This window comes from Thioclava sp. ES.031, assembly GCF_002563775.1.
Taxonomy (GTDB): domain Bacteria; phylum Pseudomonadota; class Alphaproteobacteria; order Rhodobacterales; family Rhodobacteraceae; genus Thioclava.
Genome location: NZ_PDJO01000001.1, coordinates 3,022,803 through 3,038,475 on the forward strand (window position 1 = coordinate 3,022,803; position 15,673 = coordinate 3,038,475).

At 61.0% G+C, this 15,673-nt stretch carries 15 protein-coding genes and 1 tRNA gene; 5 read left to right on the forward strand and 11 right to left on the reverse strand.

Going from position 1 to position 15,673, the window contains the following annotated elements; genetic code table 11:
- The first annotated feature begins 5 nt into the window (after nucleotides 1-5).
- Nucleotides 6-719: a DUF6782 family putative metallopeptidase gene (locus tag AXZ77_RS14445; RefSeq protein ID WP_369679787.1), complete on the forward strand. Its 714-nt coding sequence runs from the start codon at nucleotides 6-8 to the stop codon at nucleotides 717-719.
- 3 nt (nucleotides 720-722) lie between these two features.
- Here AXZ77_RS14445 and AXZ77_RS14450 read toward each other — a convergent pair whose 3' ends face one another.
- A complete protein-coding gene (locus AXZ77_RS14450; RefSeq protein WP_098411689.1) occupies nucleotides 723-1,322 on the reverse strand; it encodes a rhodanese-like domain-containing protein in 600 nt (199 codons plus the stop codon).
- A 76-nt stretch (nucleotides 1,323-1,398) separates the two neighbouring features.
- On the opposite strand from AXZ77_RS14450, the gene AXZ77_RS14455 reads away from it, so the two are divergent.
- A complete protein-coding gene (locus AXZ77_RS14455) occupies nucleotides 1,399-1,863 on the forward strand; it encodes a YdcF family protein (RefSeq protein ID WP_098411690.1) in 465 nt (154 codons plus the stop codon).
- Between the two features lie 17 nt (nucleotides 1,864-1,880).
- Here AXZ77_RS14455 and AXZ77_RS14460 read toward each other — a convergent pair whose 3' ends face one another.
- The 4 genes from AXZ77_RS14460 to AXZ77_RS14475 form a co-directional block, all read right to left on the reverse strand.
- Entirely contained in the window at nucleotides 1,881-2,153 is a 273-nt protein-coding gene (locus AXZ77_RS14460) for a GlsB/YeaQ/YmgE family stress response membrane protein (protein WP_098411691.1), read from the reverse strand.
- Nucleotides 2,154-2,255: 102 nt separating this feature from the next.
- Complete coding sequence (locus AXZ77_RS14465) at nucleotides 2,256-2,573, reverse strand: antibiotic biosynthesis monooxygenase (RefSeq protein WP_098411692.1); 318 nt, start codon at nucleotides 2,571-2,573, stop codon at nucleotides 2,256-2,258.
- 162 nt (nucleotides 2,574-2,735) lie between these two features.
- Nucleotides 2,736-3,779: a TRAP transporter substrate-binding protein gene (locus AXZ77_RS14470; protein WP_098411693.1), complete on the reverse strand. Its 1,044-nt coding sequence runs from the start codon at nucleotides 3,777-3,779 to the stop codon at nucleotides 2,736-2,738.
- Between the two features lie 273 nt (nucleotides 3,780-4,052).
- A complete protein-coding gene (locus AXZ77_RS14475; protein ID WP_172976163.1) occupies nucleotides 4,053-4,241 on the reverse strand; it encodes a hypothetical protein in 189 nt (62 codons plus the stop codon).
- Between the two features lie 312 nt (nucleotides 4,242-4,553).
- On the opposite strand from AXZ77_RS14475, the gene AXZ77_RS14480 reads away from it, so the two are divergent.
- Complete coding sequence (locus AXZ77_RS14480) at nucleotides 4,554-5,858, forward strand: UDP-glucose/GDP-mannose dehydrogenase family protein (protein ID WP_098411694.1); 1,305 nt, start codon at nucleotides 4,554-4,556, stop codon at nucleotides 5,856-5,858.
- A 93-nt stretch (nucleotides 5,859-5,951) separates the two neighbouring features.
- On the opposite strand, the gene AXZ77_RS14485 is transcribed toward AXZ77_RS14480, so the two are convergent.
- Entirely contained in the window at nucleotides 5,952-7,142 is a 1,191-nt protein-coding gene (locus AXZ77_RS14485; protein WP_098411695.1) for an NAD(P)/FAD-dependent oxidoreductase, read from the reverse strand.
- 98 nt (nucleotides 7,143-7,240) lie between these two features.
- Between AXZ77_RS14485 and AXZ77_RS14490 the strand changes: the two genes are divergently transcribed.
- Nucleotides 7,241-7,315, forward strand: a tRNA-Gln gene (locus AXZ77_RS14490).
- Nucleotides 7,316-7,563: 248 nt separating this feature from the next.
- Entirely contained in the window at nucleotides 7,564-9,549 is a 1,986-nt protein-coding gene (locus AXZ77_RS14495) for a tyrosine-type recombinase/integrase (RefSeq protein WP_098411696.1), read from the forward strand.
- Between the two features lie 314 nt (nucleotides 9,550-9,863).
- Here AXZ77_RS14495 and AXZ77_RS14500 read toward each other — a convergent pair.
- From AXZ77_RS14500 to AXZ77_RS14520, 5 genes are all read right to left on the reverse strand, one after another.
- Nucleotides 9,864-11,017, reverse strand: a protein-coding gene (locus AXZ77_RS14500) for an IS3 family transposase (RefSeq protein WP_255266452.1) whose coding sequence is annotated in 2 segments (ribosomal slippage) — nucleotides 9,864-10,765 and nucleotides 10,765-11,017 — 1,155 coding nt in all. Because the reading frame shifts where the segments join, the coding sequence is not laid out codon by codon here.
- Nucleotides 11,018-11,150: 133 nt separating this feature from the next.
- Complete coding sequence (locus AXZ77_RS14505; RefSeq protein ID WP_098411697.1) at nucleotides 11,151-12,131, reverse strand: YafY family protein; 981 nt, start codon at nucleotides 12,129-12,131, stop codon at nucleotides 11,151-11,153.
- Entirely contained in the window at nucleotides 12,128-12,796 is a 669-nt protein-coding gene (locus AXZ77_RS14510) for a hypothetical protein (RefSeq protein ID WP_098411698.1), read from the reverse strand. Before AXZ77_RS14510 ends, AXZ77_RS14505 begins: the two co-directional genes overlap by 4 nt.
- A 60-nt stretch (nucleotides 12,797-12,856) precedes the next feature.
- Nucleotides 12,857-13,498 carry a hypothetical protein gene (locus AXZ77_RS14515; protein WP_098411699.1) on the reverse strand — a complete coding sequence of 214 codons (642 nt, stop codon included), beginning with the start codon at nucleotides 13,496-13,498 and terminating at the stop codon, nucleotides 12,857-12,859.
- Nucleotides 13,495-15,552, reverse strand: a complete 2,058-nt coding sequence (locus AXZ77_RS14520) for an AAA family ATPase (RefSeq protein ID WP_098411700.1) — start codon at nucleotides 15,550-15,552, stop codon at nucleotides 13,495-13,497. The genes AXZ77_RS14515 and AXZ77_RS14520 overlap by 4 nt, the downstream gene beginning before the upstream one ends.
- Nucleotides 15,553-15,673 lie beyond the last annotated feature (121 nt).

Genomic DNA, 15,673 nt, shown 5'->3' on the forward strand with positions numbered 1-15,673 from the left:
GTGTGATGACCGGACCGGCGCACGCCCAGATCTTAACCTGCGCCGCCCCACCTTTCGACGAACCGACTGAAATCGCAGCGCTCGTCACACAGTTGCGTCCTGCCCTCGACCGCTGGCCGAGCCTGCATGTCGCGCTCTTTCAAGACGCTGGCGAGCTGTGTCTCGCCGACACGCTGCACGATGCGCGGGGATATTTCGAACCGCGCTCCTCCCGGCTCGTGATCGCCACCGACATGGCACCCGCCCTGCAAAAGGCAGTTCTGATTCATGAATTGCGCCATCTGGAGCAGAAATTCCACGGCTCCTGTCCCGATCCGAACCTGTCGATGAAGGAAAATGCCCGCGCGATCTTCGCGATGGAGGCGGACGCGACGACCTTCAGCCTCGCTGTGGCTTGGGATCTGCGCGAAGCCGGGATGCCCGACGCCTGGGACGCGCTTGCAGGATGGCCGATGCAGGACGATATCGCCGCAGCCTTCGAGACAGAAATGGGCCGCTCGGGCGACCTCATCAGCGCGGCCAGCGCCGCTTTCACCCAATGGTACGCGAAAGATGCACGACGCGAGCTATACTACCTCGCGTCGTGCAGCGATTATCTGGAATCCCGGGACAGGGAGCACAGAATGCTCAGCTATGATCGGCTTTCCGGCGGCTTCTTCGACGCTCTTTGCCGACTGCCAGATGGCGAAGCCTACCCGTGCACAGAGCCCGGAGACTGAGGTTCAGCCTCCGCTGACCGTCAGCCCCAGCAGCCGCCATTGCTGCATCCCGCCGCGGTAGTAATAGATCTTCTCCGCCGGGAAACCGGCTTCGATCATGCGGCGGGCGGCGGCGGGCGACTGGCCGCACCACGGGCCGTTGCAGTAAAGCGCGACCGATTTCACGTCCTCTCCGTCGCAGATGAAGCCCTCGAAATCGGGCTCGCAGCCCAACTCGCCCAGACGGTCGGCGGCTTGGGTATAGGGGATGCTGACCGCACCAGGGATCGCGCCGCCCTCGAAATCGCGGGTCACCCGCCCGTCGACGACCACCACGTTGGGATCCTTGAGAAACTCCAGCATCTCCAGCTCACCCACCGGGGTCACGCCGGGGGCCGGGATCATCGGCTGGATGCAGAAGCTCGGACAGGGGCGCGAGGTCTTGGCCCAGTCGCCCTCCAGCTTGTTCTCGTTATCCTGAATCCGCTTGATCTCGACCGGTCCATTGGCAGTGTCGACCGTGACGGACATGACGTCGGGGCGAATATTTACCGGCTCGGCGAATGCAGGCTCGACCAAAACAGGCGCAGCAGCCAGCAGCGCGGCAAGAAAAATGAAACGCATGATAACCTCCCTTTTTCGTGATCATAACACAGCTGCCAGCCTTGTCGCCGGCAGTGTGGACCTTTAGCTCAACGAAATGAGAGCGATTTTGATCCTTGGTGCAGCGGTTTGGGCGCAAGAAGCTCCCTCGCCCACATTGCTGCGGCGCACCCGTCACGCGGCGGCGCTCTGGCACGCAGGAGTGGCGGAGCGGGTGATCTGTTGCGGGGGTGTCGGGCGGAATCCGCCGAGCGAGGCGGAGGTGATGGCCCGGATCTTGCGGGCGGAAGGCGTGGCGGCTGAGGCGATCTTTCTCGAAGATCGCTCGACCAGCACTTACGAGAATATCGGCTTCGCACGGGCGCATCTGGAGAGCGACGAGGTGACCATCGTCACCGATCCCTATCACGCGCCGCGCGCGGTGATGATCGCGCGGCGGATGGGGCTGCGGGCGCGCACGGACTGTCCGCCGCACCGGGCGAGCGCGAAGGCCCGCGCCCGCGAAGGCTTCGCCTACCTTAAGCTGGGATGGTGGCTGGCGCGCGGCGGACCTTTGCCCTGAGGCGCGCGCCGCCTGCGTCAGTCGAGGATCATCTTGCCGATGATCAGCACGATGACCGCACCGACAAGCGCGATGGCAACGATCGCAAGCAGCCCACCCGCCGCCAGCACCGCCCCGCCCAGAAGGGCCACGATGAAGGGGGTCACGAGGGCGCCGACCACGCCGATCGCCAGATAGGCAGCCTTGTGCCGTCCACCCGAGACGACGCTCGCGATCCAGCCCGCCAGAAGACCTGCGAGCACGAGAAAGATCAGGCCGACCGTGCCGATTGCTTGCAGAACGCTTTCCATGATGTCACTCCGATATGTCTTTTCACATCAACGCGATGCGGGTCATGAAGTTCCCTCTCCGCGCAACCATTTCGGCAGCGCAGAAATATCCGTGCCCGCCCGTCAGAAATCGGCGGAAACCTCGTACATCACCGGCTCGAAATTGCGGCATAGCGTGTAGATCACGCGGTTGCGCTCGATCATCTCGGGGCTGCGCAGCATCGCCTGATAGTCGCCCCGCTCGTTCCATTTCGAATAGGTCGCGATCCGCGTGCGCGCGTCGTTCATATGCAGGCCCGCGCCGATGAAACCGGGCGCTTTCGAGATCACCTCGGAATAGGCGGCTTGCAGCTTCTCCATCAACTCATCGGCTGTGGCGGGCGTCATCTCGAAGGTGCAGATCACGGTCTGCCCTTTGAAATCGCTGGTAATCTCGGTCATGGGCGGTCCTCCTCGGCATCATGCTCGCACAGAAGCGCGCAGAAATCACCGCTCTTTTGCGGACCTGCGTCAGAGCGGCAGAAGCGCCCGCGCCGGGACCGCCACGATCAGCGCGATGCGGATCAGATCGGCGACCACGAACCTGCTCACCGCGCCTCATCCTTAGAACGAGTGTTTCTCGATCAGGGCACGGGCGGAGGTCAGTAACTCTTCCCCCGGCACACCCTTCTCTTCCATCTCGGCAACCCATGCGTCGATCACCGGCTGCGCGGCGTCTTTCCAGATCGACGTATCTTCGGCCGGGATCGTGATGATCTCATTGCCCAGATCCATCGCCGCCTGACGCGAGGGGATATCCTCGGCCTGCTGCAGGTGTCCCGCCTGCGCCGAGAACTCAACGCCCGAGACGCTGTCGATCGCGGCCTGCAGATCGGGGTCGAGCGCGGCGTAGCGGTCCTTGTTCATCGCGAGAATGAAGCTCGCCGTGTAGATTGAGGGGCCAGCGAATTGCGTGTGATGATGGACCAGCTCGCCGATCCGCAGCGAGGCCGAGACCTCCCAGGGCAGGAGCGCCCCGTCGATCGTGCCGCGCGAGAGGGCCTCAGGCACAGCCGGGACCGGCATCTCGACAGCCGTCGCGCCGAAATGCTCGAGCAGCTTCGTCGTGACCCGCGAGGGCCCACGCAGTTTCAGCCCTTCGAAATCGGGGATCGCGCGCACGGGTTTGTTCGCGTGGATCACGCCCGGCCCGTGCACCCAGGTCCCCAGCAGGTGAATGTCGCGGAAATCCGTATCGACCATCTCCGCCTGCGCGAGCTCCCACAGCGCGGCAGACGCAGCCTCGGCCTCCGCGACCAAGAAGGGAAGCTCCATCACCTCGGTGCGCGGGAAGCGTCCCGGCGTGCAACCCGGCAGCGTCCAGACGATGTCGACGACCCCGTCAGTGACCTGATCGATGAGGTCGGCCGGCTTCCCGCCCAGCTGCATTGAGGGGTAATGCTGGATGCGCACCCGGCCCTGGGACGCCTCTTCGACCGCTGCGATCCAAGGGGTGAGGATATGGGCGGGCACGAAGCTGGTCAGCGGCAGGAATTGATGCAGGCGCAGCGTGACCTCGGGCTCTGCGGCCAGCACAGGCGGCGCGGCCAAGGCGGCGGCACCAGCGGCAAGGGCGAAACTCTCACGGCGGGTAAATCTCTGGCTCATGCGGGTCTCCCTCTCACGCAGTCCAAAGCGGATTTACCCGGCGGATGCCCCCAACGTCCAGTTTTGCTTTTCGCGAGATGACGGGGCCTGTCGTCCGGCCACAGCAGCGGCGCTCGACGCACGGCAAATCCGTTCCTTCCCGCAAAAGAAAAACCCGCGCCAAGCGCGGGCTTTTCGGTGTCCCCGGAGCGTCAGGCCCTACCCCGTATCTCCGGAAATGAAAAAGGCCGGAACGTAATCGTCCGGCCCCTTCCAATTCGGTGTTAACCGAAATTAGTTATTCGAGGCTGCGACAGCAACGCCGAGCAGCAGCAGAACCGGGATGATGATGCCGGCGTTCGAGGACGACGACTGCTCAACCACAACGGGCTCGGGCTCGACGACCGGAGCGGTGTAGCCGCCAGCAAAAGCGGTCGAACCGGTGAGGCCGAGGGCCAGGGCGATGGTAGCGATCTTTTTCATAGTAATCTCCGTCATTACCGTAGGGAGCCGCCGGACTTTTCTGGCAGCTTCCCGGCGAGACTTACACAGCTTCCTGGGATTGCAAAGAGTGAAATACACGGCCCATTCACGCAGAGGCGAAGACTGTTGCACTTTGGCACTTTTCTTGCATGAAATGCCCACAATTCGTGTTTAACGCAGCATATGACACCATTCTGCGCTTCTGGAGTAGCGCGGATTCTGGAAAGAATTACGAGAACTTGCCGGGAACTGGCTTGCAATTTCGCCGCCCGGGAATCAAGGCACCGATACAGCACAGGCAAGGACGAGAATATGAAAATCGCGATGATCGGCACAGGCTATGTTGGCCTTGTCTCGGGGGTGTGTTTCTCGGATTTCGGCCATGAGGTCGTTTGCGTCGACAAGAACCCCGCGAAGATCGAAATGCTCGAGGGCGGCCGCGTGCCGATCTACGAGCCGGGGCTCGACGATTTGATGGTGAAGAACGTCGAAGGCGGGCGTCTTTCCTTCACCACCGACCTGAAGAAAGCCGTTGCAGGCGCCGATGCGGTCTTCATCGCGGTGGGCACGCCGACGCGGCGCGGCGATGGCCATGCGGACCTGACCTATGTGATGGCCGCCGCCGAGGAGATCGCCAACGCGATGACCGGCTATGCGGTGATCGTGACGAAATCGACCGTGCCGGTGGGCACCAACCGTCAGGTCGCGGAGGTGATCCGCAAGACCCGTCCCGACATCGAGTTCGACGTCGCCTCCAACCCCGAATTCCTGCGCGAGGGCGCGGCGATCGACGATTTCATGCGGCCCGACCGGGTCGTCGTGGGCACCACCTCCGAGAAGGCCGAGGCGGTGATGGGTGAGATCTACCGCCCGCTCTTCCTGCGCGAATTCCCGGTCCTCTATACCGATCTTGAAACCGCCGAGATGATCAAATACGCGGCCAACGCGTTTCTCGCGACGAAGATCACCTTCATCAACGAGATCGCGCGGCTCTGCGAGAAGACCGGCGCCGATATCAAGCAGGTCTCGCGCGGCATGGGGCTCGACGGCCGGATCGGCAACAAGTTCCTGCACGCCGGCCCCGGCTATGGCGGCTCGTGCTTCCCGAAGGACACCGCGGCGCTCGCGCGGATCGGTCAGGACTACTCCTGCCCGATAGAGATCGTCGAAACCGTCATCAAGGTGAATGACGACATCAAGCGGCGGATGATCGAGAAGGTCGTCGATCTCTGCGGCGGCTCGGTCAATGGCAAGACGATCGCGGTCTATGGCGTGACCTTCAAGCCGAACACCGACGACATGCGCGAGGCCCCTGCCCTCACCATCGTGCCCGCGCTCGTGGGCGGCGGCGCGAAGGTCCGCGTGGTCGACCCGCAGGGCAAGCGCGAGGGCGAAGCGCTGCTGCCGGGCGTGTCCTGGATGGACGATGCCTATGCAGCCGCGGAGAAAGCCGATTGCGTGGTGATCCTGACCGAGTGGAACGAGTTCCGCGCGCTCGACCTGCAGAAGATCGCGACGACGATGGAGACCGCGCGCATGGCCGACCTGCGCAACATCTACGCCGAGAAGGAGGTCAGAAAGGCGGGCTTCGCGGATTACGTCGCAGTCGGACGGTAAGGCCCGACGGCATAGGAACCGATCCGGGAGGGGGCTCTGCCCCCGCCCTTCGGGCCCCCCGGGATATTTCTCCCAAGAGGAAGAAGCGCGCGGTCAGGCCACCTGCCCCGCGGCCCAGCCCGAAGCCCAGGCCCATTGGAAGTTGTAGCCGCCGAGCCAGCCGGTCACATCGACGACTTCACCAATGAAATAGAGCCCCGGCACCTGCTTCGCCTCCATTGTCTTTGCATCGAGCGCATCGGTCGATACGCCGCCCAGTGTGACCTCCGCCGTGCGATAGCCTTCCGAGCCCACAGGCCGCACCTGCCAGCGATGGATCTGATCGTCGAGCTTGGCGAGGTCCTTGTTCGATTGCTCGGCCAGCCGCCCCGATAGCTTCGCCTCCGCCACCACGAAATGCGCCAGCTTCTCGGGCAGATGCCGCGCGAGCGCATTGTGCAGCGCCTGCCGGCCTGCCGCGTCGCGCTGCTCCGACAGGGCCGCCGCGATGTGATTGCCCGGCGCGAGATCGACCTTGAGCGTATCGCCCTCGCGCCAATAGCTGGAGATTTGCAGGATGGCGGGCCCAGACAGCCCGCGATGGGTGAACAGCAGATCCTCGGCGAAATGCGTCTTGCCGAGACGCAGATCGACGGGCCGCGCGAGCCCCGACAGCGGCGCGGTGCGCGCCAGATCCTGCTCGGCGAAGGTCAGCGGCACCAGAGCGGGCCGCGTCTCCACGATCTCGAGGCCAAACGTCTGCGCGATTTCGTAGCCCAAGCTGGACGCGCCCATCTTCGGGATCGACTTGCCACCCGTCGCGACAATCACAGAAGCCGCGCGGATCGGGCCTTGCGAGGTTGTGACGAGGAAAGCCTCGCCCTCGCGCGCCACCCGCTCGATCTCCGTCTCGAGCGACAGCACGCCGCCTGCCGCGCGCAGGTCGCGCAGCAGCAGGTCGATGATCTGCGTCGCCTTCCCGTCGCAGAAGAGCTGCCCCAGATGCTTCTCGTGCCAGGCGATCCCTGCCGCATCGAGCCGCGCGATGAAATCCGCGGGCGTGTAACGCGACAGCGCCGAGAGCGCGAAGCGGGGATTGCGCGACAAAAATCGCTCGGTCGCGTTTTGGCGGGTCAGCAGGCGGTTGGTGAAGTTGCACCGCCCGCCGCCGGAGATTCGAATCTTCTCGCCCGGACGCCGCGCATGGTCGAGCACCCGCACCGAGCGCCCGCGCCGCGCCGCCTCGATCCCGGCCATCAGCCCAGCCGCCCCCGCGCCGAATATCACAACATCGCATTTTTCCATGCCGCCTCGCTTGCCGTAGCGACGCGGGACGCGCAATCGAAATTTGTCGGATTTTCCTCTTGAAGCCCCGCGCGAGCTTGGCTAGATAGCCCCCACGTTGGGGCGTAGCCAAGTGGTAAGGCACCGGTTTTTGGTACCGCGCACCGTAGGTTCGAATCCTACCGCCCCAGCCATATTTTCCGACAGCACCAGTAAAACAAGGGATAACATCCCTTGTGGCACACCCGGTGTGTTACACCCCTCCAAAACTGCAACACACAGTGTGACACACAGGCGGGGCCGACCTCGCCTTGCCATCTCCCGAAAGCACCCCTTCTCGGCCGGCCCCTACATGATGCGGCGCGGTCGGATCTTCTATTTCCGAAAGCGCCTCCCGCTCGCCGGAGAAAATAGGGAATCAAACTCTTTTTTGTGCCTCTCCTTGCGCACCGATCTCCCAGCCGATGCCGTGAAGCGCGCCGCTGCGCTGCTCGCGGTCTACGAGCAAAAGGAAGACCAGATCGTGGACGCAATTCTGAACGACACCCTGACGAAAGAAGATGCAAAGGCTCTGCTGACGGAGGTTCTGCGCGCCGAACTCGCGCGACTTCTCCAGACACAATGCGAGATGACGAAAGCGAACGATGCGGAACTCGACGCGCGCGTTGAAGAACTCGAGGCCGAAAATAAAGCGCTCAAGAGGGCTGCGCGCCAAGGGAATTGGGATGGTGTCCGCAACCTGCTCGACGCGGCGACGAAGCTGATCGGCATTTCCGCCCCTGAGCCGCTTGATCCTGATCTTGGCCGCCAGGCTATCAGCCTGAAGCGGCGCTTGACCGAGATCGAAGTCGAGGTCCTCGAAGGCGACGATCTGCGCCAATGCGCCAAGCCGCTCCTGAACGAAACCGGGATCGAGGATCTCGACGCGTTCGTCCAAACACCCGTGCTCCTTTCGGTTGCGATCGCAAGGACATTCGAGCTTTGGCCCTCCGAAGACATGAAGGGAAATACGCAAGCCATCGCAAACCTCGCGATGGAGTTCTTCGGCGACGTGCCGGTGTCGACGATCACGCGCGAGAGGCAGAAAGCATTCTTTGAATGGATGGCGCGCGTGCCCAAAATCAATGGAAAAAGTCACGGCAAAAACCGGTTCAACTCCAATGGGAGAACTTTGAGCAAGTCGTTCGAGATTTCCCAAGCGGATGCGAAGGACGCCAAGATCACTGACGGAGTCCGAAACCGCAACGATATGTCGCTCGCCGAGAAGCGTGCCGTCCTCGCAGAGCAGCTTACACCGCGACTGGCGCGAGCGACGATCGAACGCAACCAAGGCGGCCTGAATCGCATTTTTTCTTCGGCGCGCGACCTCGGCGCCGAGGCGCCAGAAGTGCTTTCGCGTAAGGACATCTGGAAGCACCTCGAGGAGAAGATGCCTAAAGACGACCTCTACGTGCGTGTCACGAAGCCCAAAACCCGGAGGCCCTGGTCCGCAGAACGATTGGCTTCGTTCTTCCTGTCCCCGATCTACACGGGGGCATTTTCCGCAAGCAGGCGCGCGCGCCGTGGTCAGATCATCGTTCGGGATGCAACCTATTGGGTGCCTCTCATCTTGCTGACCCTTGGCACTCGCATCGAGGAAACCCTGCTTCTCAAACGCAAGGATGTTGTGCTGCGTAACGGGCTTCACTGCTTCAACTACAACAGCAGCGCAGATCAGCTTGGGAAGACCGAGAGCAGCCAGCGAACACTTGCGATCCCGCAGCTTCTGCTCGAATTGGGTTTTGTCGAGTGGTTTCAGTCGCTGCCTGAGAACCACGGGATCTTTCTGTTCCCCGACGCCGTGAAGCGGGCCTCGACAAGGGACGTGACCAGCCCTTTCAGCAAGCACTTGCGTCGCATTCTGTCGAATCTCGAAATCGATGATTTCCACGAGGATATCTATGCGGCGCGAATGACGTTCACGAGCATGCTCAACGCGGCCGGTGTGTCTGAAGCGCAGAGACAAGCAATCGCCGGGCACAGCCACGGCACGGTTTTGAACTGCCACTACACCGCCCACAATGTCGGGGACCTCAAGCTGGCCATGGACAAGGCCGATTTCCAGCTCGAAATTCGGTATAGTCCGAAGCATGGCTTTCCGATCATCCACGGTTGTAGCCTGAAAAAGCAGGAGGCGCTCAGGGTCGAAGTCACACTGGACGAAAATTCCGAAGCCGAGACGCTCCAGATCTTCGATACGAAGAGCAGGCAACCGCTTTTCGAGTATCACAAAGGTAATGTCCTTAATGCTCGCGATCGCCGGGAATGGGCGAGCGAGCTTCTGCGCAAGGTCGGGAATGCTCCGCTTCAGATGCCGCAGGACACCTCTCGCGTGGCCGCCATCGAGCATTTCATGGCGCTTGGTTCAACCGGGCAAAGAAACCCGTGAGGCAAGTGTTCTGCGGAGATATCAACGAAGCAGCGGGCCGAGTTTTCCGGCCCGCTGCTTCTATATCTACCGGGGGTCATGACTGATAGCTTCCGGAGTTACACTCACACAGCTGAAATCGCCTCGCCGAGGCAACCTCGGAAGCTTCGCGCATACTCTGCTCCAATAAGGAAGCAAGTTGGCCAGTTCGAAGCCCAAATCGTGATGGATTGGCCCAAGTGCAAATGACCGCCATGCGCTTTGCCCCGCTCTTTGCTCCGAGCAAGCGCTCGCTATGAGCTACTCCCCGTCTCTTGGACAGGATCTGGCGTAATTTAAGCTACTCTTTGCACCTGCTGATCGGGTTGGTTGATATCATGTCTCTGCCAATAGACCAGCGCCGGTGGCTTGCCGCCGAGGGCTGAGTGAGGGCGCTGGTGGTTGTAGAAGGTCATCCATTTCCGGATCGCCGCCTTTGTCTCCGATCCTGTCTCCCAGGCATGCAGGTAGACGCATTCGTATTTCAGGGTTCGCCACAGCCGCTCGATGAAGATGTTGTCGAGGAATCGGCCTTTCCCATCCATCGAGATGCGCACGCCCGACCGGCGGAGCCGATCCGTCCAAGCGAAGGACGTGAACTGAGAACCCTGATCCGTATTCATTATCTCGGGCGGGCCGAACTTGTGGATGGCTTCGTTCAGCGCCTCGACACAGAAGTCGGCCTCCAGGGTGTTCGAGATCCGCCAAGACAGAACCTTGCGGGTGTGCCAGTCCATGATCGCCACGAGGTAGAGGAACCCGCGCCGCATGGGCAGGTAGGTGATATCCGAGCACCAGACCTGGTTCGGGCGATCCACCCGCAGACCTCGCAGCAGGTAGGGATAGGTCTTGTGCCCCTTCGCCGGCCTGCTTGTGTTGGGTTTCTGGTAAATCGGCATGAGCCCCATCAGGCGCATCAGTCGCCGTATCCGCTTCTCGTTCACCAGGTGGCCGTCGTTACGCAGGTGCCAGGTCATCTGGCGGACACCGAAGAACGGGGTCTCCAGGAACTGCTCGTCGATCTGCCGCATCAGGCCGAGGTTCTGTTCGGTTTCGCCCTTCGGCTCGTAGTAATAGGATGAGCGTGCGATCGACAGCAGCTTGCACTGCTGCCCAATCGACAGATCCGAATGGTTCGGCTCGATCATGCCACGCCTCACTTCCCGCCCCAAGGCTTCAGCTTTCGTTCCAAAAAAGAGTTGGCCACCGCCAGCTCCCCGATCTTGGCGTGGAGCTCCTTCACCTGCTCCTCGTCGATCTCGGGCTTCCTTCGGCCCCCGCGCTCGAACACGCCCGACGCGCCTTCGAGCAAGGCCCGCTTCCATTGATGGATCATCGTTGGATGCACCCCGAACCGGCTCGCCAGCTCGGCCGCTGTCTCTTCACCCTTCAGGGCTTCCAGCGCGACCTTTGCCTTGAACTCGGGCGCGTGCTGCTTGCGTTTCGACATCTCTGATCTCCTTCTCGTCGAAGATCAGCAGACTGCAAATCGTAGCTTATGTCAGTGTCCGAATTTCAGGGGGTAGCTCACTACTTGAAATACAATCGATCCTGGAAGCTTGACGCCTTAAAGAGTCTCAATGCTACAAGCGCGCCGCCGTTCTTTGTAACTGCTCTCGCATTGTTTCCTTGAGAACCTCAGGAGAGACGATCTCAACTGCGCCGCTCCACCTGAAAAGGTGCCACGCAAGCTCAACGAAGCCACCCGAACAAAAGCTGACTTCCAAGCGGCCGTCTGCAAGAGTCCTTGTTTCCTGCTCTGGATGAAACTCGAAAGCTGAAGCCTCGTCGAGCACCGCGCTGTCGAAGCGCAACACCACATCTTCCGGTTCCTCTTGAAACACGCCGAAAGACTGGGCTGCGAACTCTTCCAGATCGAAGTCTTCATCCGCCCATGCGGGCACGCTCAGCACCTCGGGATTGGCCATTCTATCAAGCCGAAAAAGCATCGGATCACCCCAGTCGTTGCCTGCCGCGACGAGATAGGAGCGTGGCCCAACAAGGAGACCACGCGGAGCGACTTCATGACGTCGAGAACCATTGGCGGAGGTGTAGTCAAAGCGCAGCAAAACTCCGGCAAGCAAAGCCAGGTGACAAGCTCTCTGGATCTCGGGGGAGGCCGGGGTGCGCGGACCAGGGACCGCGATGGGAAGGCGCGCTTTCGAGAGAAGCTCCAGATCTGGCGCCAGCCGCATTCGGTCTTTATTGCGCAGCGCAGACAGCATTCGATGGCGAAGGATGTCGAGGCGATCGGCTTGTTCTGTTTCACCGCGCTTTCGCAAAGCGGCGATAGCGAGATCGAGGTCGGCCAGTTCGTCGGTCGTTGGAGCGAGCACCGAAGAAGGGAGATGCAATTGCAGCCGATACCGGAGCGCCTGCCCGTCACGGATAGCCTCGATCGGGAACACCAGATCGAGCGCCGCCCGCATGCGCTGCGCTGTGCGACGGCTCACCTCCATCTCATCCGCAATCTCGTCGATGGTTAGTCCATCGGCTGTCGCACCGAGACGTAAGGCGAGCTGGAGGTGACGGACGAGGCCGAGCTTGCGGGCGTCGTCAGTCATTGTGATGTGGGGAGGAGAACCGGGGCGTTCCCGAACGCCTCTTTGGCGACAGATACAGGATCAGCGGCCTCGAACAGCGCCTTGAGGGGCTGCAAGGCACATTCTTCCGCTTTTTCGTCATCCGTCAGTGCGAAGAGGGGCAAAACGTAGAAATACGCATAGTCTTCGTCTCCGCCTTCGTCGCGCCAAGCCCACAGGCCTTCCCCCGCAAAGCGGATTGCCACTTGGTTCTCATCGACCGCCTCGAAGTTTTCGATATTCCACTTGTCGTCATGCTCTTTGTTAGGATGCCAGCCGATGATGAGACATGCTTGGGTCAACCATGGCCAGTCGGGTAAATCTTCATTGGCATCGATCGCGTTACAGAGCCGCACAATGAACGAAATCGTGCCGAACGGCGCCTTATTAGCCTGTTTCTTCCCTTTGTTTTTCTTATGAGGGGAGGGCGCAATCCCTGCGTTATAGGAATAGGCGGGAGCGATCCACGCCTTTGCACCGCCGCCGCTCCCTTCACCTAAATCCACAACGTCCCCGAAGTATTTCTCGTCTTGAGCTTTTTCCCAAAGGCTGTCCAAGAGGGAATCCAGCTGGGGGGCGGATTTACGGAGGTTGGTCGCCGACTGGAACAACTTTCGGCCATGCTCTATTGCTACCTCGGGTATCATGAAGTCTCCTCGAAAAATTGGGATTTTGAACATCTGTGACGGCGAGTTCGTGCGACTTTGCTAGTCAGACATGTGGAACTGATAGGTAACACTGCCCTCATCTTCGGGCACTGCGATGCCATTGAAAATTCGACCCATGTCGGTTTCCTGCAGGAAATAGAACATGGTCTCGGCCCATCGGCCCAACGGCGTGTCCGTGTCCTTAGGCCAGCTTTTCAGATCGCCGGAGACGCTTCTCCACGTGCGAAGAAACGCGGGTTTATCGAGCACATTCTCCTCGACCCCGGCGTCACCGAGCACGATCACGGCAGTGACGATTTCCGATCCGACGGCCTGAACCTGCTGTTCGAGTTGTCGATCCGACAAAGGCGCGTGCCACTTGACCTCGACAATCGCGGTTTTGCCTGCACTGCTTAGGAGAATATCGGGCTCAACGTGTCGACGTCCCTCTAAACCATCTAACTGCTCCCACAGGGTGACCTCGATATCGTTGTCGGGTGTGAACTCGGAGGCCGCAACGGCGTCGCGTCCCAGAACCAGCTCGATCGCCTTGAAGCGATCATTCGGATACATCAACCGGATCGAGCCGAATACGGCGGATGTCACCATGTCTTCCTGGGGGCGTCGTTTGCCGGAAAAGGTATTTTCACTCCCGGCGCCGAAAAGCCAATGCGCCTTTCGTCTCGCGACCGCTTCCATCATCTCTTTGTATCCCAATTACTTTTTTCGAAAGCTGGCCTAAACCCTGGGCGAATGCCACCGTTTTCTTTCGTCTGAGCCTCGTCAACCAGAGCCTCGAGGATCGCGCTGGTATCCTGCTCGCCGAGCAATCGGCAACGCCGCGCGATCGCCGCCAGATCGCCCGGGGTGAGCCCTTCGAGATCGAACAAGGCGGCCGGAGGCTCGACCTCAAAGAACTTCCGGAACGCGATGCCAAGTTGTGGGGCGCTCATCGGGCGCAGTTCTGCGTTGATGGTAAAGCGTCGCCGGGTTGCACGATCGAGATGGTCTGCGAGATTGGTGGTGCAGGCAAACGGAAGGGGATGGCTTTCCATCCAGGTGAGCATTTCATTGACCTGGCTGACCTCCCACGACCGTGCCGCGAAAGCGCGGTTGGCAAGCAGCGAGTCCGCTTCATCGAAGATCAGAAAAGCGCCTTCATCCCTCGCCTGAGAGAAAGCCGACGCAATAGCCCTCTCCGAGCCGCCGACGAACATGGACAACAGGTCGGATGCGCGTTTCTGGATAACGGGCAACCCCATCACCTCGGCAAGGTGCCGAGCCAGAGCGCTCTTGCCGGTCCCCGACGGTCCGGAAAAGCAAAACGAGATGTTCCGAGTAGCGTCGGCTCGGCTCAACTGTTCGATCAGGCGGTTCACATCCAGATCTGTGTCAATCAGGGCCTGATCGAATGCGTGCGCCTGCTCAGTCCCGGGAGGCTTGGAATGTCCTCCGCGAAGGGCTTTATCTGCCGCGCCAATCGCGACATCCAAGTCGCTCTCGCCACCGTCCGTCAGCTGTGCAACCTCAAGCGCCCCGGCCACGAGGGCTGGCGGCACCTCTACGTGTCGCGCAAGCTGGCGTATCTTGTCATCGCTGAGCGGAAGATTGTTGCGCTCTGCGAGGCGTTTCCACACCTGCTCCCGCACGGACGCCCCGGGCATGCGGATTTCGACCGTGAGCGTCATACGCCGAAGCAATGCCGGGTCACAGTTCTCGATGTCGTTTGTCGTCCACAGGACCGGTATCGGGTTGGTTTCCAACATCCGGTGCAGGTGGATCCGCGAGCTACCTGTCCTGCGGCCGAAGAATGCGGAGAAGAAATCGCGCTCAAGGATGTCTTCCAACTCGTCGAAAAGCAAAACGCCTTGTTCTCCAGGCAGAATGCGCTGCGCGAGCCGGAGGGCGCTCGAGCGCTCCTTCGACGTCGGAGCCTCGCCCTCATCGTCGGTCTCACCGACAGCACGCAACGGGAGACCGATCTGCCGTGCCAGAACCTTGCAGAACTCTGTTTTGCCAGTCCCGGGCGGGCCGTAGAACAGGAGATTGATACCGGGATTCCCGCCGCGAGTGGCGCCCTCAAGAATGCGCGCGGACAGATCGCGAAGTTCGCTCAGGTGGGTGAAGTCCTCCCATTCAGTTGCTGGCTGCCTGGCCGCAGGAAACAGGCCTTCGCGAAACTCCGCAGGCGTGCTGCACCCTCCGTCGATAAGGCGCGAGAGATGGCGCGGCACCTCGAGATTGAGGCTTCGACCTCGCGACCAGTCGGGCCGCTCAATCAAGCCAGCAGAGAACAGGCGACCATTGCGAGCCAGCGCACTGCGCACTTCGCTCGCAGGCCTCCCCGCCGAGAGCGCCACGGCGGAGTGCCGATCCATTCGCATGTCATCGAGGAGTAGGTCGCATAATTGTCCGATCCCGGTCTGGCCTTCAGAATGGAGCGCCAGCCGAAGGATCGAGACCTCGGTTTCGTCGAGGCCGACCATGTTTCCGAGGCTAACAATCGCGCGCTCACGCTGGTCTGGGGCAGCCTTTGAGAGGGTGGTGTGGTGCTCTGTGATCTGTTTGCGGAGCAGAGACCATTCCTGTTTTGTCACGCGGCGTGCTCTATGGTCTCGTCCGGGCTCCCAGTCAAAGTCCGGATCCACATCCTCCATCCAGTCCGAAAACAGAACGGCGGCTTGTCTGCTTGGCGATATCGTATCGTGAACCCGATGGATCGCTTCGAAGAGCATTCGTTTTTCAAAAGGTGTCATTGGTTCGTCTCCATGCTGGGAGAACGAATACCTGACAGGTGTGCCAAAATCGGTCGCACCAAATCACCCAACTGAGTCCGGTTGCTCCACTTTTGAAGGGAGTGAAGCGATACGACTTTGG

What these genes read in the sequence shown, in the direction of transcription:
- AXZ77_RS14445 (WP_369679787.1), top strand. Translation starts at nt 6, where the DNA reads ATGACCGGACCGGCGCACGCCCAGATCTTAACCTGCGCCGCCCCACCT.
- AXZ77_RS14450 (WP_098411689.1), bottom strand. Translation starts at nt 1,322, where the DNA reads ATGCGTTTCATTTTTCTTGCCGCGCTGCTGGCTGCTGCGCCTGTTTTG.
- AXZ77_RS14455 (WP_098411690.1), top strand. Translation starts at nt 1,399, where the DNA reads ATGAGAGCGATTTTGATCCTTGGTGCAGCGGTTTGGGCGCAAGAAGCT.
- AXZ77_RS14460 (WP_098411691.1), bottom strand. Translation starts at nt 2,153, where the DNA reads ATGGAAAGCGTTCTGCAAGCAATCGGCACGGTCGGCCTGATCTTTCTC.
- AXZ77_RS14465 (WP_098411692.1), bottom strand. Translation starts at nt 2,573, where the DNA reads ATGACCGAGATTACCAGCGATTTCAAAGGGCAGACCGTGATCTGCACC.
- AXZ77_RS14470 (WP_098411693.1), bottom strand. Translation starts at nt 3,779, where the DNA reads ATGAGCCAGAGATTTACCCGCCGTGAGAGTTTCGCCCTTGCCGCTGGT.
- AXZ77_RS14475 (WP_172976163.1), bottom strand. Translation starts at nt 4,241, where the DNA reads ATGAAAAAGATCGCTACCATCGCCCTGGCCCTCGGCCTCACCGGTTCG.
- AXZ77_RS14480 (WP_098411694.1), top strand. Translation starts at nt 4,554, where the DNA reads ATGAAAATCGCGATGATCGGCACAGGCTATGTTGGCCTTGTCTCGGGG.
- AXZ77_RS14485 (WP_098411695.1), bottom strand. Translation starts at nt 7,142, where the DNA reads ATGGAAAAATGCGATGTTGTGATATTCGGCGCGGGGGCGGCTGGGCTG.
- AXZ77_RS14505 (WP_098411697.1), bottom strand. Translation starts at nt 12,131, where the DNA reads ATGACTGACGACGCCCGCAAGCTCGGCCTCGTCCGTCACCTCCAGCTC.
- AXZ77_RS14510 (WP_098411698.1), bottom strand. Translation starts at nt 12,796, where the DNA reads ATGATACCCGAGGTAGCAATAGAGCATGGCCGAAAGTTGTTCCAGTCG.
- AXZ77_RS14515 (WP_098411699.1), bottom strand. Translation starts at nt 13,498, where the DNA reads ATGATGGAAGCGGTCGCGAGACGAAAGGCGCATTGGCTTTTCGGCGCC.
- AXZ77_RS14520 (WP_098411700.1), bottom strand. Translation starts at nt 15,552, where the DNA reads ATGACACCTTTTGAAAAACGAATGCTCTTCGAAGCGATCCATCGGGTT.